Origin of the sequence: Flagellimonas onchidii, from assembly GCF_004804315.1 — a bacterium.
In the GTDB taxonomy this organism is placed as follows: Bacteria; Bacteroidota; Bacteroidia; order Flavobacteriales; family Flavobacteriaceae; genus Flagellimonas; species Flagellimonas onchidii.
In genome coordinates this window covers 59,349-79,383 of sequence record NZ_SRXX01000017.1, presented here as the reverse complement: position 1 = coordinate 79,383, position 20,035 = coordinate 59,349, and the positions used below count along the sequence as shown (strand labels likewise).

Below are 20,035 nucleotides of genomic sequence, written 5' to 3'. Positions count from 1 at the left end.
CAACTCCGATCTGGGAACACAGTTCACTTCCCATAAATGGACAAGTGCCGTTGAGCACAATGACATAAAGGTCTCCATGGACGGTAAGGGAGGGCGACCGACAACAGATGGATCGAGCGATTCTGGAAGACACTCAAGCATCAGTATATCTATCTCAACCCCGCAAATGACGGGTTGGAGCTACACGGAAACATCAAGTTTTACATTGGCTATTACAATACCGAGAAAGTACACCGAACCATCAATGCAATACCCAGTGAAATCTATAAAGAATCAATACGGAAACAACAACAAATATTAACCAACAACCAAGCTATTGTGGTCTAAATAATAGGGAGCATTACAGTTTAACTCAAATTGTACATTGTAATGTTAAGACTTACGCCACTTAAAACACATGTCTCTTTACATCAAAAAAGTGTATAATTTGATTTTCAGGAATTTTATTGTCCAATAAATGAATTAGCATGTACACCGCACCACCATTGTGAATTCAATAATGTTAAAAAAGGCCAATGCTGTTCCGTTTAGAAGAGTATACTCTCTGAATTAGATATGTTACTTGTTAAAATTGGGGGATAACTCTCTAATACTTATGCAAATAATAATGAAGATTTAACATCATAAACTTTTTTCATCTTCTAGCAATTCTTGAAGTGAGGTGGGGTTTTCGTCACCAAAATGGACTTACTATGTAGCATGGATGGGTGAATCGTTAACCAATATCTTTCTGCACACATTCATAGCATAAAAACAACTTCAATTATCGGTTGCATTGACCAATTTCCCCAATATGGTTATAGCCACAACAGATAAAGGCCAATTGAAATGTACCACCTTAAACGAACTTGAGGGCAAATACTGAATAATTGCAACAAGTATCCTCAGTTATGCATGGCATTGATGCAAGTTGCCCAATGCTTCTGTTAATGTTTATGATAAAAATAATGCTGGAGCATTTGAGGTTTTATGTCATGTCACGGTAACTCATAAAGAGGGAATGAACAACTATATACTTTTAAACAAAATGTATAAAAGCCAGACCCATGTGCTAAAGGGAAGCAATAATGTAATGATTATAAAAAAATATAAGTTCAATATAATCTCATAATGGTTGTGGATATTTGAATGATTTTGTTCGATATTCCTTATCATCAAATACCTTTTTATAAGAACGGAACCTTTATTCCCGTAATATAATAATCTGGATTATCCGTTCCAAAAGCGGTAAACATATATAGGTGATCGTCTTTTACTATGGGTGATAAGAATGTGCCCAAATGGTCCCATGCCCAATCGTAAACTGGGTATTTGTTATAGAGTTGAACTGGATTTACCAGAATGGGACTTCTTTTATCATGTACCCATGTTCCTCCACTCCAATGTGCCAATCCATATTGTCTGTTTCTCGAGGTAAGATAGCCTGAGGAAACCTCCTCGCCAGCAATAAAAATATACAGTTCAGAATCATATATGATATATGCAACATCATCAGCCTTGCCTCTTAAATACCCCGTGCTATTGACCCCTTTATGAATCATGGTAGAAGAAACAATGGACTTGCCATGGTCCAATGCGTTGAATAGGTCATCGATGATAATCTCATGGATTTCTCGGTCAATAAAGTTTGGATGTCTCCTATGGAGCATAATCCTGTAGCGGCCGTCAAATTTTATGATGGACAAAGGAAATCCATTTTGGTCCAATCCATTCCAAGAGTCTATCATAATTTCTTTTGGCGATTGTACGATGTTCAAGTTTTCATCAATGACCATATAGGCAGAGGTATAGTTTCCATTGGGCTGCTCTACCCCCAACAGCACTAAAAAAGTACCGTTTTCCAATTTCAAGGGGTTGCCTGAGGAAAAAACATTGCCTTTGGGTTTTGCAAACGGAATGGTTTCGGTTCCCAAGAGTTTCTTGTTGTGAAAATTCCACTTTTCAAGATCTGTACTGGTAGCAAAATAAATACTTCTTTTAGTATGGGTTCCAAATATTACAGGTGTAAGCAGCACATAAGACCCATCGGATTTTTCCATAAGCCCCCCGGCCTGTATATAATTGAAATCACCCTCAACTACATTTTTGGGGTAGGGATTGAACAGTGGTGCTTTGTTGATGATTTCATAATTTACAAAAGGGTTGAAAAATTCCAGTCTGGCCCCAACAGTTGCATTGAGCTTTCCCAAGTATGTTTCACCAATGGAAATCCAACCACTCTCAATGTCCACTTTGGTAATTTCCACAATGGTTGAGGCTTCGCTCCCCTGTGTGATAAACCAACTTTCCCCATCTGTTCCTTCAATTAAAAGCTGTTTTAATTTTTTGTAGTTAGTTTTTATTCTATGTTTTGAAGGATCATAGGCCGTAATTTCAATAGGTTGTTTTCTTGTGATATTGTCATGCTTATCGGATATCAGGCAATTATTGAACAATGCGTTCAACCCTTCTAAAGGAGGTTCTTCCTCTTCCTCATGTTCTTGCTCTTCCATTCTAATATCCTCAAAAGATTCCATGTCGTCCTTACTACAGGAAACGAAAGTGATGATTACTAAAACGATACTAATTCTTTTCAAAATCATTTATTTTTTGATTATGGCATAGATGTTATTCTTGAACATCAAAATTTAAGATAAGAGCCATTTAATGTAGGACATAAGATGGGGTATTCCCATAAAAACTGTGGAGCTTTTTATGTTATAACCGAAGGTATTGGATAAAATTTGGAAACGGAATGAAATATCAGGAATGCCTACCACTATTATATTTTATTCATAAAATTATCAATTGAACTAAACTTGCGGCCAAATATCTTGTTTGTAGGTGGAACAACCAAAATTCCGTAAACTTTTAAAATATTTGAGTTCATCTATGGCCTAACCAAATCGGTATTTCCCAGAACTTCATCCATATTTCAAAGTAATTAGCTTAAAACCCACCATAGTACCTTGCTTCTTCTTCAAAAGGGTTTGTATTATATGGAAAAAGACCATACAATAAACTCCATGCCGGAGCCTGTAAATCCAGATAAACATATTTTTTTACAATGCTCTTATAGGTTTTTTCATTTGCAAACCATTTATCCAAAGATTTGTTTAAAAAGGTATTTATCCCCGACAACCCTTCATATTGAAATGTATGGATGTATTCATGAGCCAATAAGTTGTGAAAATCTGGAACAGTACGTTCAACTATTATAGCGTTCGCGAAGGCAGCACCCGACAGGTGTCCTATGCCCTCTTCATATAAGGTCCTGCCGTTAGCCAAGAAAATGGGAGTTCCGGTTCGTAGGGTATATTTCAGGGAAAAATCGGCCTCGAACATGGCATCAACAAAACCATATAGTGCAAAAGGCATGATTTTTACGGAAAACTTCTTGTTCCTTTTCAAATCCAGTTCAGTTCTTGCAAACCCTATGTTAATATGCCATCTTTCCCAAAAGTTTCGGTTGGAAGCCGCATTTTCAATTATGGATGCTCCTGCAAAATGTACAGCTTTGGCTGCCCACAATTGTCCATAATTACCTGAATTTCCATACTGTCTTACGATTCGTTTACTTTCAAATATGGCATAACCCCCAAGAGCGCCTTGGGTCAGCCCTTTTAGAAGAACCTTATGCAGCTTGTCCTCCTTCTTTTTATTTATTATACTTCCTATACCCCCAATAATTGCTCCCGTTCCAATGTTATAAAGTGCCGCTTGGGAATCATTCTGCTGAGCATAAAACTGTTGGGAGCTGATACATACAGCCAGTATTAAAAAAATGTTTTTTTTCATATCCGAATTTGTAAATATATTTTTATTAGGGTAGTCATTTTAATGAAAAAACATCTTGAGGTTTTATATTGTTTAATAAGTCTCCCTCCTCCTTATCAAATCCGGTAAGGGTTGTAAGAGCGGTAATAATGAAACCTTTTGTTACGTTTTTTATAAATTTCATAATATCATGTATAGTTATTTATTTGGAAGCATTTCAAAATCTATGCTTGGTTGTTGGGTACTCACAGCCCTTGTAAAAGCTGTTTGTAGTACTATATTATATTGAAAAATCACAGTTTCTAAGATAAGCGTTACTTTCCACGCCTCTGTCATAGTCTAACTTAGCTCTATTTACAACTGTTACATCACCCGTGAACGTGGCTTTTGTGATTTCATACCATTGTGCATCTTTATCAATAGCCCATTGGTTGGAAAAAATTACCTTTTCCATGATTTAATACCTAATTGCCTTAATATGTTTTTCATACCCATTATCAAACTTTAACAATAACAGGTTTATTCCTTTCTTTGGAAGGTCAATGGTTATTTTAGTAGATTTCTGAAAAAAGCGTCTACCTAAGAATTTTCCGTTTTCGGAAAACACCGATACATCCAGCGTTATAAAATCGATTTCATCAAGGACAAGTATCAATTTTTCCCGTGTAGGGTTTGGATAGTAAACAAACTTATCTGATTTTTCATCTAAATCAGTGTCCTCATTGCTGTCCAATGGGAAGGCGTCAATATCATCATTGGTACCGTCCCCATCGGTGTCCGGGCTTAGGGAATCCGTCCCATTGGCCACCTCATCAGCATCACTCACGCTATCCCCGTCATCATCGGTGTCCGCATTGTTGCCTATCCCGTCACCATCGGTATCTGTATCCTCATTGCTGTCCAATGGGAAGGCGTCAATATCATCATTGGTACCGTCCCCATCGGTGTCCGGGTTCAGGGAATCCGTCCCATTGGCCACCTCATCAGCATCGCTTACGCTATCCCCGTCATCATCGGTGTCCGCATTGTTGCCTATCCCGTCACCATCGGTATCAGTATCCTCATTGCTGTCCAATGGAAAAGCATCGTCATCGTCATTGGTACCGTCCCGATCGGTGTCCGGGCTCAGGGAATCCGTCCCATTGGCCACCTCATCAGCATCACTTATGCTATCCCCGTCATCATCGGTGTCCGCATTGTTGCCTATCCCGTCACCATCGGTATCCGTATCCTCACTGCTGTCCAATGGAAAAGCATCGTCATCGTCATTGGTACCATCCCCATCGGTATCCAGGTTTGAAGGACTTGTTGTTAGCTTATACAAATTTGGGGTGGGTCTTGGTTCTCCTATAGGCCAAATGTCGTCACTGACCAAATAATATAGGGATTCTTCGCTTATTATAAACTGTTCTGGGAATGAAGACTGCACTCCAGGGATTAAATCTTGCACTATAGAGATATTAGCACCATCGAACCTGTAAAGCTCAGAGCCGGTAGTGTTTACCTGTCCATTAAAGTATATGGTGTTTTTGAACGTAACAATTTCCAATGGGATGATGCCATCTGGTGCCAGAGGATCATCAGAATTAGGAACAAAGTCATTTACAATATCCATAGGGTTGGTGCCATCGTAGCTATGGAATTCCCTACCTGCTTCTACGTTTTTTGCGCCAAAATAAAGTGTGCCATTCAACGAAGTAAAGGCAGACGGCGCAAAAGAATTTATAGCTTTTGGCACTTCATTTAAATCTGTACCGTCATAATAAAGAAGGTCTAACGGATTATCGGTGTTGGCAGGTTTATCTATTCTTATAAACAACAAATCATTATGCACAAATAATTCCCCAGGGTTTGAGCTTACATTGCCTGGCCTGAAATCATCTACCAGTTCTACAGATGTTCCGTCATAACTAAACAATTCTGTTCCTGTAGCCGTGGTCGTTGAGGGGAAATACATTTTGCCCGAATAGGTTGCCACTATGTTGAAAGATGCACTTGTTAAGTTTATCAAGTTTTCATAGACTACCGTAGGAGGGTTTGCTTGATTATATTTCCATAATCTTAAGTAACCGTCCGACCTAGGGTAGGTATAAAAATAAAGATCATTGTTGTACGTATGAAAAAAAGCCAGTTTTCTCGACGGGGATTCAAGTTCTTTTAACTTAGAGAGCGTTTTGGAAGCAATGTCCAATTCCCATATTTCTGACTTGCTTCTAATGGAAAGATTGGTAAAATATAATTTGTTTTTGTAATAATGTAAAAAATTACCGCCGATAAAATCAAGCTCTTTAAGAAGGGTGATTTCTTCTGTTTCTGGATTAAATTTCCAAATCTTTGTAAAGGGTTCTTCTGGTTTATGTGCCACAGGGTTGGAATATAAATATATGTTGCCATCTTCGCCCTTTATCATGCGCCTGGGCCTCTGTCCGTCAAAATCATATATTTTTTCAATGTGTTCTGTCTGACCAACACTAATTTGGGTTAGTAAGAGAAACATAAAAATTATTAATCTGTTCAATTTTTTTGATTTTTGAATGTTCAAAAAATTTAAAGGCACTCTAAGTTAATTGCTTTTCTTATCGTTTGTTTTATAAACAAACCAGGTTTGACAAGTGTATTTTTCTCCATTTGTTTCAATTTCTATGTAATTTGTAGCAGGATTGGGATAAACACGTATCCTATTATTTTCCTTTGGTACCTTCCCCTCCCATAAACCAATACGTACCTTTAAACGCTATCATTTTAAATCCTAAGCGAGGGGGAAGGTTTGTGTTTCTTTCTGTTTGGGCTTTTAAATTTATGCTTACAGTAAGAAACAGCAGCGTAATTGTTATAATATTTTTCATTGGTCTTAATCGTTAATTTAAATTATGCGCTTTCGGTGCAAGACTTTCAGTTTCTAATAACTTCTGACGCGAATTGCACTAATCTTCACGAAGCTCAAGTGTCATTTCACGTGGCAGATTTTAAGTCTGCGAATTAATCAAACCTATGGACTTGCAGTCCATAGTGGTTCAGTTTATTGAAAACAACTTTTATTTCGTTATAAAATCATAGATTGTTTTATTATGTGGAGCTTCAAACATAGCACTGTGACCTCCCTTTGTTATCTCTAAAACCTCAGCTTTTTTTGACTTTAAAAAATTCTTTTCGCTTGTGGTTAAACGTCCCAGTGCGCTATCGTCGTTAGCAAAAGCATAGATGACCTTACTTAAATCTGCACTGTTTAATTCTTGCGTATATCTGGGTTTCATGATAAGGCCTGCCAAAAATAACTCTATACGGTCTTTATTATTCTCAGGCTGCCTTGTAGGGTGTAATGTTGGGGTTACAAAATCTGGAAAATAGTGGAATTTCTTATTTATAAGTCCCTCATAAAATTTTTGTTCAGCATCTAGTCTGCCAGCCATAATAACGTATTTATCTGCTAAAGCGGTTCCTTTTTCTGCAAGGTAGTTTGTTACTATAAAGGCTCCGTATGAATGCCCAAAGACCACAACCTTTTTGCCTTGGTTTTTAAAATGTTGTATTACTTTGTGTAAAATTTCAATATTTACGGCTGTTTCCTTTTCTCCTTGCCCAGTGGTTAGTTCTTCATTGCGCAAATCTTTATCATAGGTTAAAACTTGATGTACATACACATTAAATTGCTTATCGTAATTCGGGAAATTGGAAAGGTCAACATCATCCAGCTCGGTTGTTGGTCCTCCTTGTTCATATATCCATACCGTTTTGGCATTTGCGTCTCCTTTTGTAACAAAAATATCAGAGATATTTTCTGGTATTTGTGTTCGTTGATATGCTTCTTCTTGGATGATTGAATCGTCGTCTTTACTACACGAGTTAAGGAATAGAACAAGCATCAATCCCATTGAAACGGAAATTATTTTATTTAATTTCATCATTTTATTTATTTTTTTAAGTGACTGTTTACTTTATTTTGTTTATGAAATAGTTGAGATAAAATTGCTGTACGGCATTCCATCCATTAGGCCAGTTGGCTTTGGAGATTTTAAAGTAAGACCTCATGATAGAGTTATTGGATGCTCGATATCCTCCATATCCTGAAGGGCCACCTTTTACCAAGGTACCATCATAACCAGGAATGGGACCTGGTGTTGTGGTATAAATACCTTCGTGGTTATCGTTTTCACCTATAAGTACTGGAATGGCGGTAGCCAACCAAGGATTGGTGGATGCATCGGTTGGATTAAATGTTTTACTCCCTAGTTTATACCCCAGATTTACAGAATTGTTATTGAATATAATGGATGCTGTTTTGGTGGGGTCGCTTTCGAAATCGTAATATTCGTCATCGAAAAACGCAAAAGTATGGCCAAATTCGTGCGAAAAAGTTGTTGCCAAATAATCAGGATGTACGAGTTCTGATTGGATAAAGGCGAAATCGTCTGAATAATTTATGTATATCTTACGGGTTGTTTCATCTAGGTTTGCGTAGTTTACGCCCACACCTTCGGAAACATACACCTGTGTGTCAAACTCCTTTTGCCCGAAGAGTACATTGAAGCGGGCTATATTCCTTTCAATAATAGTTTTTTTATCGGCATTTAATTCTGAGTCACCCAATGAAAAGCCATCAGCGTAGTAAAAGAATTTTTGATATTCTTCGGCATTAAGCCCAATGCTCTTGAACATATTTCCGACAAAACCATTAATCTCAACTGGCTCGTTGGCTGCATCAAATGTACTTTTGTTTGCCTTGAAATATTCGGTTGCCTTCTTTCTAAAATTCTCGATATTTTCTTCAGAATAGGAAGCATAGGTGTTCTTATCTGAACCCTTGGGAATTATAGCATAATAAACATTGAACTTTTCTTTGTTAGCTGCAAATGGCTTGGTCTTGAACAAAGAAAAATCACCATCGCCTACCAAGCGTTCCATTATCTTTTCATAGGTTTCTTGTGCAGGTGTTTCGCTTTTAGCTTCAAGAACAATACCTATATTATGAGCTGTTGCGCTTCCTGTTCCTGAAACCAATTTCCATTGATTGAGTACGGCTGGTGTTTGCTCTTCTTCGGCAACCGGTATAAAGTCATCATCTTTGGAACATCCTGTCAACAGGGTTAAAAACATAATCGTTACCAATAAAACATTAGATTTTTTCATGCGCATCATTTTTATTTGATTTAAGAATTATTATTACTGTTATTATATTGTTTGCGGTTTTTACTTTTTTGCAGATAACTGTATGATATGGGTCTTATCATCCAACCAAGGGTTAGCTAAGGTTTTTTTATAAGAACCATAAACAAGGATTTTGTCTTTTACGACCAAAGAACGGGGTATATGCAGGTATCCAAACTTACTTACTGCCCCATCTATAAAACTGGGGAGTTCATTTTTTAATTTCCAGTCCCTTCCATCTTTTGAAGCGTATAGTACAGATTTGTTCGCTCCGTTCACTTCATTGTTTATAATAACCATTAGGTTGTCTTTATATACAAATGGACGTATGTCTATAAGGCTGGTATAGTTGGTATCTTTCCATGGTGTATCCCGTATTACCAATTCCCATTTTTTTAGATCGGTACTCTTCAAGACACTTGTAAAGCCAAGAAATGAAGATGCCAGGCTTCCTCCCAACATAAAATACTCATTGTTTAATGAAAGGATACTCTGTTCGTATATGCCCTGTGATGTCATTTCCACTCCCAGCAATTCATCACTAATGGAGGCCACTTTTGACCAATTTGTCCCGTTGGAAGATTCCCAAACATCCTGGTACAGGTGCCAATTGGTGGTAGAATGGCCGCCAATTAGATACATTTTGCCACCTTGTACCCCAACTGCGGGCGATAAACGCGTTTGCCAAGGGCCGTGCTGTGCTACTTTTGTCCATTTAATACCATCTGCACTCTTCCAAACATCATTTAACCATTCGTCATTGCTTTTTACCGTTTTGCTTTTTCCCCCAATAATCCAGAGGCTACCATCAAAGACAAAAAGGTTAAAATTGGAACGTTTCGGCCAAGGTGCATTATCCGTTACTTTAAGCCAGGCAAGCCCATCTTTGCTCTTCCAGATATCATTAAAATAGGTATTCCCTTCCCGGGGCGTTGCTTGCGGGGTTTCACCTCCCATAAACCAGTATTCCCCTTTAAACGCTATCATTTCTTGCCCCATTCTGGGAGGTAGGTCAGTATCTTTTGACACTACGGTGAAGTTTAATTCCGTAGACATTGTATTATTGTCGGCTTCATCTCCACTTTCTTTATCGTTGCTGCCGTTAACGGGGTTGGGGCCGTTATCAAGAATGGTATCGTCTTTAGTGCACGATAATATCAATAGTACCAGCATAAAAAATAATATGTAGGTGTTCTTTTTCATATTACTATTTTTAGATTGAACCCATTTAGACCCACCCATACAGGATTAGAGCCTGTTTTTAGCAATTTGGCAAGTTTTGGGCTTCATTTTAGTTACCTGTCATCATTGGTTCTATAGGTATACCAATTGTTTTCAATAGGTTCTACGCTATAGCTCGTTACCCATGGAAACATTATTTTTGGTTCGTCTTTAGTCAGTGTTTTTAAGATTCCCGATGTTTTGGTAAGGCCGTGTACTTTAGTCCCGTTAATTTGAAAATAGATGTTGTTGTTTTGTTTGTCTATATTTATATTTTCTTCTAGGACAAGTTGAGCAATGGCTGGTGGAACTTCTTCTTTTTTGAGCAACCTGACCTCATCTCCAGTATTAGTTAAGCGAATATGTCCATTGGAGTTGTCCAAAGCGGTATAACTGGTGTTTTTACCAACCGAATCCATAAAGCTTGCCGCTTGAATATAAAGCTGTTTGTTACGGTCAAAGTTGGTTTTTAAACTTTCTTTTTTTGTTAGTGTCGGACAGGCGCTAAGTGTCAACATTATCAATAAGGCACTTAATATTTTCATCTTTTTACTGTTTTACTATTGAAGTGGTTTATTTATCGTTTTTCTTAATAGGAATATATTGGGGCTTTTAGAGCAAACTTGCTGCTACACGTTGTAAATCGGTTTTTACATCTATGCCATTTGATGCTTCCAGGTTATAGTAATACCCCTTGTTTATGAAGAGAATAACCCCTAATTGCTCGTCTATATGTAATGTAACACCATTAATTGTTTCTTCTTCAAAATTACTGGTAGGAATCAAGCTTTTAAAGGTGTTAATGGAGGTAGATGTTTCCGTGGGACTGGACGATACATAATAAAACACATCGTCGTTACCCGATTTTATGTATTTAAGGATGTAGGCTTCTTGCGCATCATCTGCAACATAGCCGCCATTGTCTATGGCTTTGTTCTTTTTGAACGTTATAGGTTGGTCAAAACCGTCTAAAACGGTAGACGGGATTCTTTCTGCTTCAAATTCTGAAATTTTTATAGGAACGCCTGCTTCATTATGTGTGTTTAAAAAGGCGAAATAGTCTACATTATCGATTCTTTCGCTATAGAGCAAAGGCTTAAAGTTGTTGAACCAAGTGGCACTAAATGTATGGTCTAGAGTGTTGCTTTGGGTTTCTGTGCTTTCATATACTTCCATGCTGTATGAATATGATGCGGTGAGACAGTCTGTAAAGGCATCTATGATTTCAAAATTGTATACCATGGCATAGATTTGTGTATAATCGTTTGTGTTTAAAATGGTATGATTATCCATTTTAAAGAGTTTTAGTGTTTTGTTATTTGTATTTATGCCTAGTACATATCCTTTTAAAACGTTATTTCCGAAGTTGCTAAACTCTATCTTGGCTGTTTTTCCGTTAGGCACTATTTCTACGAGGTCGAATCCGTAAGAACCCACGCCATCTGATGGTTGAAAGCGTTTGTGGGGAGTATCCTTAAGGTTAATCGTTCCTTCTAATCTAACGGTGGGCAAATTGGTTTTTTCTTTAAAGTCCCGTCCCATTAATGCCAATGCAAAATCAATGAACAGGTTTTCCCTAGAAGTGTTCCAACTTTTTGCTACCGCATTAAAAATTTCATAACGTTTGTTTTGTGCGGTATGGTCCCATAGTTCTTTTATGGCATTTTTCCCATAGGTATCCTTTAGAAAATCGAGGAAGAGTGCCATTTTATAGCCTCTTTGTGCGCCTTCAATAATGCCACTGTTATAAGGGTCTGTTTCTATAAGGCAGGCATCGGTAGCATAAAATACGGCTTTATAGTCATTCTGTGGGGTATGTGCGTAGTAAGCGTCTTCAATCCATGTGGAAGTGGCCTCGTTGAGCCATCTTCCCCATTGACGTTTATCATCTTCATCTGAAAAATACCCGAACTGTATGATGTGATGAAATTCGTGGGAGGCCAAAACGGCATATTGACCTTCATCGGATGGTGCAGCACCCGCATATTGAAAGTTGGTAAAATTCATGAACGCTGTAGCTGCTGTGGTTTCCTTGGCTGTGGTTTTTGGGTTGTCTTTTACCATTTTGCCTATGGAGACTGTAGCTATATGCCCGTTTTGGTTTAGGTAAATATCTATGAGGCCATCACCACCGCCCACGGTTCCGTCGCTTGGAGGTTCGTTCCAGCCTTCGTCCGTAATGTATCGTGTCCATAAGCCTTCAAAGGTCTTTCCATACATATCCAGTACATCAGGAACATCATTTCCATCGTTATTGTCTTTTGGTATGGCTAGGTCGCCTTCTTCGGTATAGTGAAACCTAAAATGTTCTGTGTCGTGAAATTTGGCGTTCTTGCCCATATCGGGTCGTGAACCTGCTTCCCCATCTTGGGGTTTAGGGGGGGCATCTTTTATCTCTTCCGCTTTTTTTTCATCAGTCAATTGCACTACGTCCTCTTTGGAACAGGCAAAACATAAAATGACCATGAACACACTGTAGATCTTTTTTGTTTTTTTCATGGGACAATTTTTAATGATTATTGTTATGCATTTACATACACAACAGGCTATCTCAAAAACACCCTATTTTTAAATTTTTCCGAGCAACCAATTGTGGAATCCATTTGTCTTTGTGAAGTAGTTTGGTGCATATTCCTGAGAAGTTGACCAGGTATTTCCGGTAAAAAGTGACCATTAAAATTTGGTCTAAAAAGCGTATAGATTTAGTTGAACAAAAGTATTATTTTTTTGATTATTTTTTCTCATTGATTCCCCTGTTAATTCGAGCCGGTGTGCATTATGCACAATTCGGTCTAAAATGGCATCAGCCACAGTTCCTTCTCCAATAGTTTCATGCCATTTAACAACGGGTAATTGAGATGCAATAATGGTCGCTTTTCTTGCGTGCCTATCTTCGATAATATCCATTAAGAAGTGTCTTTTGGCGCTATCCAATGGTTTCATACCGAAGTCATCAAGTATGAGTACGTCTTGTTTCTCTATACGGTCTACCCATTTTAAATAGGAGCCATCTGCCTTTGCCATCTTAAGGATTGTAAATAGTTTATTGGTATTAAAATAGAGCACTCTATGGCCATTGTTGCAGGCTTGATGTCCTAAAGCAGAAGCGATATAGCTTTTGCCCACGCTCGTAGATCCTGTAATGAGTATGTTCTCTGCCTTTTTGATAAAATTACAGTCTGCCAGTTGGAAGATTTTGTTTTTTTCGATGTTTCTACTTTCTAAAAAGATAATCTCCTCTACATTAGCTTTGTACCTAAATTTGGCTGCTTTGGTAAGTCGTTCTATTTTTCTATTGTGTTTATCATCGTACTCAGCATCAATTAGATATGCTATCAGTTCATCAGGAGTGTAGGTGATGCTTCCTGCTTCTATGGTGGTCTGAAAAGCACGTTTCATGCCCCATAGCCTTAGTCTGTTCATTTTTTCCAGTGTGTTACTGTAATTGTTTTAAAAGTTATTTTTTATTGATAGCATTCCTTTCCCCGTATGTTCTTGTGCAAGGGGATTATTTTATGAGAGGTTTCTTCTTCTTTGATGGTATCTAAATTATTGTCCAGGATATTTTTGATGGCCATATAAGAGTAGGCTTCATATTCCAAGGCCCTTTTACAGGCATTTTCTAAACGTTGTTTTCCTACTTTTGAACTAAGGCTCAATACCCCTCTACAGGATTTATAGCCTTGTTCAGGGTGACGTTTGTCTCCGAGAACTTTAATAATAAGTTCTTTACAGTAGCGGCCTATTTGTTCTGCCTGTTCAATAAAGAGATCACTACTTTGCTTTTTTATGAACTGGTGATTAGGATCTAAATGGTCTTCTATTGTGGAGTATTGATAAATCTCTGTATTGCGTTTGTGTATGGCAATGCGCTGATATTTTCTGTAAACTTCTACCGTGGAGTTGGAGTAAATGATTTTTACACGTTGCCCTATAAATTGATACGGTACACTATAGTAGTGCTTATCTTTATTTAGATATACAAAACAGTTTTTGTATACGGTAGCATAGGCATAACGTTTGAGTTCATACTTGTGTGAGGGTAAAGGCTGTAAGTATTGTTTTTCTACTTCTTCAAAAAGTTCTTTTCTACTGTAGGGTCTTTTTTGGAGACGTGTAGCATTGTGTTGGTCTAAGAGTTCCCTTATTTTGTAATTTATGGATTCAAGGGTGTAATAGGTATGTTCGTTTATAATGGAAAATATCCGAGTGTAAACAATACCTACCATATTTTCAACCAGGGATTTATCTCTGGGTTTATATGCTCTACAAGGTAATATCGTGGTGTCGTAATGCCTTGCAAAATCTGCAAAGATTTCATTTAAAGAGGGTTCGTATTTGTTATTTTTTATCACAGCTGCCTTTAAATTGTCTGTGATAATACAGGTAGGTACCCCTTGTAATAGTGCAAGGCATTTTCTGTAGCACTTATAAAGTCTTCTTTTTTCTGGATCTCTACAGCTTCTACGTAGGTCAACTGAGAAGCTCCCAAGATACTTACAAATACTTCTAATGCTTTTAGCTCTCCCGTGGATTTGTTTTGGAGGTATAACTTAGTACCTGTAAAGTCTACAAACATTTTGTCTCCAGCTTTGTGTTCAAAATGCATTACCGGATTAGAGGTGCGCTGCCATAGTTTGTAGTAGTAGCAAAAACGGGAGTACATTAACCCTTCGGGGTGTTGTTCTTTGTATTGTTCCCATAATTTATACCTGCTTACCCCCGTACGTTTAAGCCGTTTTTCATAAGATGGAAAGTTTTTTCTAAAGTTTTAACCTTAGCTGATTTTAAGGGTGTTGTCCCTCTAAACCAAGAAGATAATTCTTCGTCACTGAGACGTTGAAGGTCATCATTGGTGATGGATTGCTGTTTAAAAAACGAAGGTATTTTTTTACCGTGTTCCTTGAGAACTTTAAACGCTCACTAATTTTTACTTTACTAAAACCTTTGTGGTCCAGGTCGTAGATTTTCTTAATTAAATGCATAGCTATTAATGTATTTGCCATCCTGACTTTGTATTGAATTTATGCAATGTAAAGTCGTAATGGGTAAATTAATGTCTACACACTTTTTAGACTGGTCAATTTAGACAGGAATCAACTGGTCATTTTGAACTGGATTTTAATGGCCACTTTCGTCGGAACTACCTGGTCAACTTCTCAGGAATATGCAATTTTGTAGCCAAAACAAAATAGAAAAAGTGTTTTTTGTACGCATAGTTGTCGTCTTTAAAAATTAAACATTCATCGAGACGAAAGTCAAATCAACTATACCAGTTCAATAAGATGATTTAGGCAAAGTGTCAGTTCAACTGACACTTTAAAAAATAACTGACGGATAGCTACCATTTTAATGCATATCCAATCAAATTAAATGAACTCCTAAAAACCAAGAAACCATGCAAATCATAAGACTTACATGGTTTTAAAGCAATTTGTTGTTTGCTCTTAGTGACCTCGGCAGGATTTAAACTGCCTTTCAGTGACCGCGGCAGGATTCAAACCTGCAACCTTCTGAGCCGTAATCAGATGCGCTATTCAGTTGCGCCACGCGGCCTTAAATGGGGTGCAAATATATTTCTTTTTACCTTTACAACAAAACCACTTCATCCAAAAAAATATATGGATTTTTATGCCTTTATCCGGGATATTGAAAACTTCCCGAAACCCGGAGTTACTTTTAAGGATATTACCCCATTGCTAAATCATCCCAATGCTCTAAATGAAGCAAGTAATGCTTTGTATGGATTCGTTGAAGGTAAACAAATAGATAAAGTGGTTGGCGTGGATTCCCGAGGATTTATTTTCGCGCCCTTACTGGCATCCAAACTTAATGCGGGTTTTGTGCCTGTTAGAAAAAAAGGAAAACTTCCCTTTAAAACGGTTTCAGAATCTTATGAATTAGAGTATGGAGAGGATATTTTGGAAATTCATACCGATGCTATTGAGCGTGGTGAAAAGGTTTTGGTACATGATGATGTTCTTGCCACTGGGGGAACCGCCGCTGCGGTATGTAAATTGGTCGAAAAATTAGGTGGTGAAGTAGTACAATGTAACTTTTTGATTCACCTAACTTTTTTAAATGGATCTCATAAACTAAATGGATACGAGATTAAATCTTTGCTTGAGTATTAATCCAGGGCTCTTGTGGTGACGTAATAGCGCCAACCGATGATAGCCAATTGCAACTTGGAGGCCTTTGAAAGGTCCAATCTTTTTTTGGAGTACGAAGGGAGAATAATCTTGTTGACTTTCGCTAGAAACTTATAAAACATAATTTACTGGTTGGTCAATGCAAAGATAGCCAAAGTTTTAGCTGTACGAAGTTAAAAATAAGGGGCCGCACAAGCGGCCCCTTATGTTTGTGTTAACTGTTCTCTTTTATCCAATTGTCAATTTTGTCCTCAAGCAAGGCTAAGGGGACACAACCGGTTTCCAACACCTGATTGTGAAACTGACGGATATCAAACTTGTCGCCCAGTGCATCTTCAGCTTTTTTACGTAGCTCTCGAATTTTGAGTTGCCCAATTTTATAGGATAAGGCTTGGCCTGGATTGGCCATATAACGTTCTATCTCTGAGATAATAGATGCTTCGGACTCTGCTTCGTTATCCAAAGAGTACTGAATGGCCTGTTCCCTAGTCCATCCTTTGGAGTGCAAACCAGTGTCAACAACCAATCGCACAGCACGATGCATTTCGGCACCTAACATACCGAACAATTGGTAAGGGTCTGTATATAAACCCAGTTCTGTTCCCAAGGATTCACTGTAAAGCGCCCATCCTTCTCCGTAACCGCTGTACCAAAGGGTTTTTCTGAATTTTGGTAATTCCTCGTTCTCCTGTGTCAACGATATTTGATAATGATGACCTGGTATGGCCTCATGTAAAAACAAAGATTCGTCAGAGTAGGTATTGTATTTTGTTACATCAGGTATTGGAGTATAGAAAATTCCAGGACGAGTGCCATCCAACGAACCGGGATTGTATTCCGCACTAGCTGATTTTTCTCTAAAAGCCTCGGTACGTCGAACCTCGAAGGGAGTTTTTGGTTTTACGTCAAAAAGTACTTCTATTTGAGGTTTCATTCGATCATGAATGCCATTAAAGTTGTCAATTACCTGCTGGGGATCCGTAAATGGCATTAGCTCCTTATTGTTGCGAACATAGTCAAAGAACTCCTTTAAGCTCCCTTTAAAACCGACTTGTTCCTTTATTTTTTCCATTTCAGACCGAATTCGAGCAACCTCTTTCAATCCCAATTCGTGAATCTGATCTGCCGTCATGTCGGTTGTGGTGTACTTCTTTATCTGGTGGGCATAATAAGCATCTCCATCAGGTTCACCTTGAATTCCGCTTGACTCGCGTCCGGCTCCCATATATTCATTGGCCATGAAATCATGCAGTTTTTCGTATGCCGGAACGATTTTGTTCAAGACCGTGCTTTGATATGCGGAAGTAAGCGCTGCCTTTTCTTCTTCGGAAAAGCTGTCGGGCATATTCTTGATTGGAGAGTAGAAAAGATGCTTGTCTAAATCTTTAATTGTTAAGGATTCAAGCTGAGGTAACACTTTTTTGATTAACGATTTGGGAAGCACATGTCCTTTTTCCATGCCTTCCTTCATTTTATCTTCTGCACTGGACAACCATTCCAAATAACCATCTACCCTTTTAAGCCACTTCTGATAGTCTTCAACAGTTTCAAAGGGTTGTGCGCTTGAACCACTGGCCAATTGTCCCATAAATAAGTTGGGAGACCACATTTGGTCAATTGGGGTTAGGTTCGCATTAAAGTTGAATTCATTCAGATTGATATCGCATTGCCATTCCAAGATAGCTTTGCTCATACGCTCACTTTCGGTGAGGCTTTCGTTCGGAAAATCTTTGAGTTTATTTTTATACCCTTCATAATGTGCCCTGACCTTGGCCGTGTGCTCATCGGATAAGGCATTGGTAAAAATGTCGTCATACCTGTGGTCACCAGCGGTGGTAGCATTAATGGGATTGAGCTTTAACCCATCCTCATAATAGTCGTTTAAAAGGGCTGCAAAATCTGCGCTAAGGTCGGGGGATTCTTCTTTTTTTGGTTCTTGCTTACAGGATTGTAGGCAAACTAGGAAAACTAATAAAATTGTTATTTTTTTCACTTTTATACGATTGATTTGTTACAAAAATGTAAAATAACTAAATCGTTTAACACAAACTGGAAGCGAATTGCTAAAGTTTTTATAAAAAAATGTCCCGTGATAAAACGGGACATTAAGACGGATAAGGCTAGTTTTGAGGTTTGTTCATCATCTGTTTGGCCAAATCTGCGCCAATCAGCGATTCGAGCAGCGTATTACTGTTTTTGGAATCCTTGCCCTCTATGAATATTTCAGGCAATCTCAGGTCCTTTAGTTCACGGGCAACACCTACGGAGGTTTTATAATCCCATTCAGCACGCTCTTGGGGCGTTAAACCTGCATTTACCAACTTGGCGTTTTGATAGGCTTCAGCATCGGCAGCGACTTTTTTGCTTTGGGCCTTATATTTTTCTACCTCAAATTGCTTTTTCTCCTTTACCAAGTTAAACTCTGCCACCTTGGCCTCTGTTTCGGCAGCAATTGTTTTTTGGATTTGCTCTTTTTCTAAACGGGCGCGCTCAGCTGCTTTTTCAGCTTCACCCCGGGCTTTTTCCTTTTGTGCGCGATAAAACTCACGTTCAGCCTGCTGCTTTTCCAATTGGGTTTGCGCAACCTCTTCTTTTTGAAGTTGTAAACGTTTATCAAAGGTGGTTTCCCAATCGATTTCAGTAACTACTGCCTGCACAACTGTTAAACCATAAGCTTTTAAAGAGTTTCCTTCTTCGCGAATCGGTTTTCCGTCTTTAAATTTGATTCGGAACCGCTTTTGCTTAGATTCTTTATTGACAATGGTTCGTACTGTGCTACTATCACCAATAATGTCCTTTTGCTCATTGTAGAAGTACTCTTCCAAAACGTACATGCCGTTTTCCAATTGATCTTTAAAATACCTGTCAAAGTCAGACGCTTGTCCAGAAATATAATCCTGTGCATCCATCAGTTTACAGGTGTTTTTAATGGATTGGTCAATATTGGGTATAATTCGCGAACGAATCAGGTTTTTCTCCGTTTTGTTACGATCTGCCACAGATAAAAATTGTGTCTGGTCCTCTGTATTGATGCTGATGACTACTGAAGTGGCGATTCTAGCCTTCACGGCATCACTAAACGCCCAGTATTTTGCGGAGTCCACATTGGCGTATTCACTCTGCTCTCCCAAATCTCCGTCTTGCGCGGGGATAACATATTTTATGGGCAGTTCAAACTGGATTGGGATTAACCTTCCCCACATTTTAGTGTTTATTCCTTGCCTAAAGACAGCCTTTTGCCCTCCCCAAGGATATTGTACGGCATAAGCGGTACCCGGTTCGGCGTAAAAAAAGGCTCCTGTAATTATGCTCATTACTATCCCGACGCCTATAATTTGTAAGCTTCGCTTGGGAGTAAAGGATTGCAAAAGTTTATGGTTTTTAAAGATAGGTCTGATAACAAGTGTAACAACTCCTAATAGTATGATTAGTATTCCAAATAATGTAAGCATAGCGATTGGTTTTAAAGGTTAGACAAATATGACTGCGATGAGCTGTATGAGTAGCGTCACCAAAAACTTAACGATTGTGATCATTGCATTGATTGATTTTAAATGGTTGAAAATTGTTGTTAACCGGTTACGTTTTTTTAAGATAAAATGATGGAAATCATGTTTCCAAATTTTTGAAAGGAAATCAATACAATTGCATACACATTTGTAAGTAAACAAATGAGATTGAATTCAAAAAAAATGTGACTTTCTTCAATAAAGTTTTGAAATGTAAGTCTTTAAAGTGGTTTTGGTTATAAATAGAAGCTT

Annotated in this window: 18 protein-coding genes and 1 tRNA gene; 2 read left to right on the top strand and 17 right to left on the bottom strand. The window is 38.1% G+C overall.

Features of this window, described 5'->3' with window-relative positions; all coding sequences use genetic code 11:
- Positions 1-111 precede the first annotated feature (111 nt).
- Positions 112-327: an integrase core domain-containing protein gene (locus tag E4661_RS19670; protein WP_417936418.1), complete on the top strand. Its 216-nt coding sequence runs from the start codon at positions 112-114 to the stop codon at positions 325-327.
- Between the two features lie 839 nt (positions 328-1,166).
- On the opposite strand, the gene E4661_RS16000 is transcribed toward E4661_RS19670, so the two are convergent.
- From E4661_RS16000 to E4661_RS15945, 14 genes are all read right to left on the bottom strand, one after another.
- Complete coding sequence (locus E4661_RS16000) at positions 1,167-2,576, bottom strand: hypothetical protein (RefSeq protein ID WP_136468468.1); 1,410 nt, start codon at positions 2,574-2,576, stop codon at positions 1,167-1,169.
- A gap of 352 nt (positions 2,577-2,928) precedes the next feature.
- Positions 2,929-3,777 carry a hypothetical protein gene (locus E4661_RS15995; RefSeq protein ID WP_136468467.1) on the bottom strand — a complete coding sequence of 283 codons (849 nt, stop codon included), beginning with the start codon at positions 3,775-3,777 and terminating at the stop codon, positions 2,929-2,931.
- 259 nt (positions 3,778-4,036) lie between these two features.
- Positions 4,037-4,210, bottom strand: coding sequence for a DUF3472 domain-containing protein (locus E4661_RS15990; protein ID WP_136468466.1), 174 nt, complete (start codon positions 4,208-4,210; stop codon positions 4,037-4,039).
- A gap of 3 nt (positions 4,211-4,213) precedes the next feature.
- Positions 4,214-6,274, bottom strand: coding sequence for a hypothetical protein (locus tag E4661_RS15985; protein ID WP_136468465.1), 2,061 nt, complete (start codon positions 6,272-6,274; stop codon positions 4,214-4,216).
- Between the two features lie 163 nt (positions 6,275-6,437).
- Positions 6,438-6,602: a hypothetical protein gene (locus E4661_RS19315; RefSeq protein ID WP_205728969.1), complete on the bottom strand. Its 165-nt coding sequence runs from the start codon at positions 6,600-6,602 to the stop codon at positions 6,438-6,440.
- A 189-nt stretch (positions 6,603-6,791) separates the two neighbouring features.
- Complete coding sequence (locus E4661_RS15980) at positions 6,792-7,661, bottom strand: alpha/beta hydrolase family protein (protein WP_136468464.1); 870 nt, start codon at positions 7,659-7,661, stop codon at positions 6,792-6,794.
- 25 nt (positions 7,662-7,686) lie between these two features.
- A complete protein-coding gene (locus tag E4661_RS15975) occupies positions 7,687-8,883 on the bottom strand; it encodes a M64 family metallopeptidase (RefSeq protein WP_136468463.1) in 1,197 nt (398 codons plus the stop codon).
- A 60-nt stretch (positions 8,884-8,943) separates the two neighbouring features.
- On the bottom strand, positions 8,944-10,104 hold the full coding sequence (locus tag E4661_RS15970) for a Kelch repeat-containing protein (RefSeq protein WP_136468462.1): 1,161 nt from the start codon (positions 10,102-10,104) through the stop codon (positions 8,944-8,946).
- Positions 10,105-10,196: 92 nt separating this feature from the next.
- On the bottom strand, positions 10,197-10,667 hold the full coding sequence (locus tag E4661_RS15965) for a hypothetical protein (RefSeq protein WP_136468461.1): 471 nt from the start codon (positions 10,665-10,667) through the stop codon (positions 10,197-10,199).
- Positions 10,668-10,734: 67 nt separating this feature from the next.
- Positions 10,735-12,621 (bottom strand): hypothetical protein, encoded by a 1,887-nt coding sequence (locus E4661_RS15960; RefSeq protein ID WP_136468460.1) that lies wholly within the window; start codon positions 12,619-12,621, stop codon positions 10,735-10,737.
- A 186-nt stretch (positions 12,622-12,807) separates the two neighbouring features.
- Positions 12,808-13,545, bottom strand: coding sequence for an IS21-like element helper ATPase IstB (gene istB / locus E4661_RS15955; RefSeq protein WP_136468459.1), 738 nt, complete (start codon positions 13,543-13,545; stop codon positions 12,808-12,810).
- Between the two features lie 41 nt (positions 13,546-13,586).
- Positions 13,587-14,477 carry a Mu transposase domain-containing protein gene (locus tag E4661_RS15950; protein ID WP_240751504.1) on the bottom strand — a complete coding sequence of 297 codons (891 nt, stop codon included), beginning with the start codon at positions 14,475-14,477 and terminating at the stop codon, positions 13,587-13,589.
- A gap of 8 nt (positions 14,478-14,485) precedes the next feature.
- Complete coding sequence (locus E4661_RS19485) at positions 14,486-14,788, bottom strand: hypothetical protein (protein ID WP_240751503.1); 303 nt, start codon at positions 14,786-14,788, stop codon at positions 14,486-14,488.
- An 816-nt stretch (positions 14,789-15,604) separates the two neighbouring features.
- Positions 15,605-15,678: transfer RNA gene (locus tag E4661_RS15945), tRNA-Arg, on the bottom strand.
- A gap of 65 nt (positions 15,679-15,743) precedes the next feature.
- On the opposite strand from E4661_RS15945, the gene E4661_RS15940 reads away from it, so the two are divergent.
- The gene (locus E4661_RS15940; protein ID WP_136468457.1) at positions 15,744-16,256 is read left to right on the top strand and encodes an adenine phosphoribosyltransferase; all 513 of its coding nucleotides are present in this window, start codon (positions 15,744-15,746) and stop codon (positions 16,254-16,256) included.
- On the opposite strand, the gene E4661_RS19480 is transcribed toward E4661_RS15940, so the two are convergent.
- From E4661_RS19480 to E4661_RS15925, 3 genes are all read right to left on the bottom strand, one after another.
- Positions 16,253-16,396 (bottom strand): SsrA-binding protein, encoded by a 144-nt coding sequence (locus E4661_RS19480; protein WP_136468456.1) that lies wholly within the window; start codon positions 16,394-16,396, stop codon positions 16,253-16,255. The two genes, E4661_RS15940 and E4661_RS19480, sit on opposite strands and share 4 nt — an antisense overlap.
- Positions 16,397-16,488: 92 nt before the next feature.
- On the bottom strand, positions 16,489-18,267 hold the full coding sequence (locus tag E4661_RS15930) for a DUF885 domain-containing protein (RefSeq protein ID WP_136468455.1): 1,779 nt from the start codon (positions 18,265-18,267) through the stop codon (positions 16,489-16,491).
- A 127-nt stretch (positions 18,268-18,394) separates the two neighbouring features.
- Positions 18,395-19,726, bottom strand: a complete 1,332-nt coding sequence (locus tag E4661_RS15925; RefSeq protein ID WP_136468454.1) for an SPFH domain-containing protein — start codon at positions 19,724-19,726, stop codon at positions 18,395-18,397.
- Positions 19,727-20,035 lie beyond the last annotated feature (309 nt).

What these genes read in the sequence shown, in the direction of transcription:
- E4661_RS15925 (WP_136468454.1), bottom strand. Translation starts at nt 19,726, where the DNA reads ATGCTTACATTATTTGGAATACTAATCATACTATTAGGAGTTGTTACA.
- E4661_RS15970 (WP_136468462.1), bottom strand. Translation starts at nt 10,104, where the DNA reads ATGAAAAAGAACACCTACATATTATTTTTTATGCTGGTACTATTGATA.
- E4661_RS15940 (WP_136468457.1), top strand. Translation starts at nt 15,744, where the DNA reads ATGGATTTTTATGCCTTTATCCGGGATATTGAAAACTTCCCGAAACCC.
- E4661_RS19485 (WP_240751503.1), bottom strand. Translation starts at nt 14,788, where the DNA reads ATGTACTCCCGTTTTTGCTACTACTACAAACTATGGCAGCGCACCTCT.
- E4661_RS15990 (WP_136468466.1), bottom strand. Translation starts at nt 4,210, where the DNA reads ATGGAAAAGGTAATTTTTTCCAACCAATGGGCTATTGATAAAGATGCA.
- E4661_RS15960 (WP_136468460.1), bottom strand. Translation starts at nt 12,621, where the DNA reads ATGAAAAAAACAAAAAAGATCTACAGTGTGTTCATGGTCATTTTATGT.
- E4661_RS19480 (WP_136468456.1), bottom strand. Translation starts at nt 16,396, where the DNA reads ATGTTTTATAAGTTTCTAGCGAAAGTCAACAAGATTATTCTCCCTTCG.
- E4661_RS15980 (WP_136468464.1), bottom strand. Translation starts at nt 7,661, where the DNA reads ATGATGAAATTAAATAAAATAATTTCCGTTTCAATGGGATTGATGCTT.
- istB (WP_136468459.1), bottom strand. Translation starts at nt 13,545, where the DNA reads ATGAACAGACTAAGGCTATGGGGCATGAAACGTGCTTTTCAGACCACC.
- E4661_RS15975 (WP_136468463.1), bottom strand. Translation starts at nt 8,883, where the DNA reads ATGAAAAAATCTAATGTTTTATTGGTAACGATTATGTTTTTAACCCTG.
- E4661_RS15965 (WP_136468461.1), bottom strand. Translation starts at nt 10,667, where the DNA reads ATGAAAATATTAAGTGCCTTATTGATAATGTTGACACTTAGCGCCTGT.
- E4661_RS19315 (WP_205728969.1), bottom strand. Translation starts at nt 6,602, where the DNA reads ATGAAAAATATTATAACAATTACGCTGCTGTTTCTTACTGTAAGCATA.
- E4661_RS15995 (WP_136468467.1), bottom strand. Translation starts at nt 3,777, where the DNA reads ATGAAAAAAAACATTTTTTTAATACTGGCTGTATGTATCAGCTCCCAA.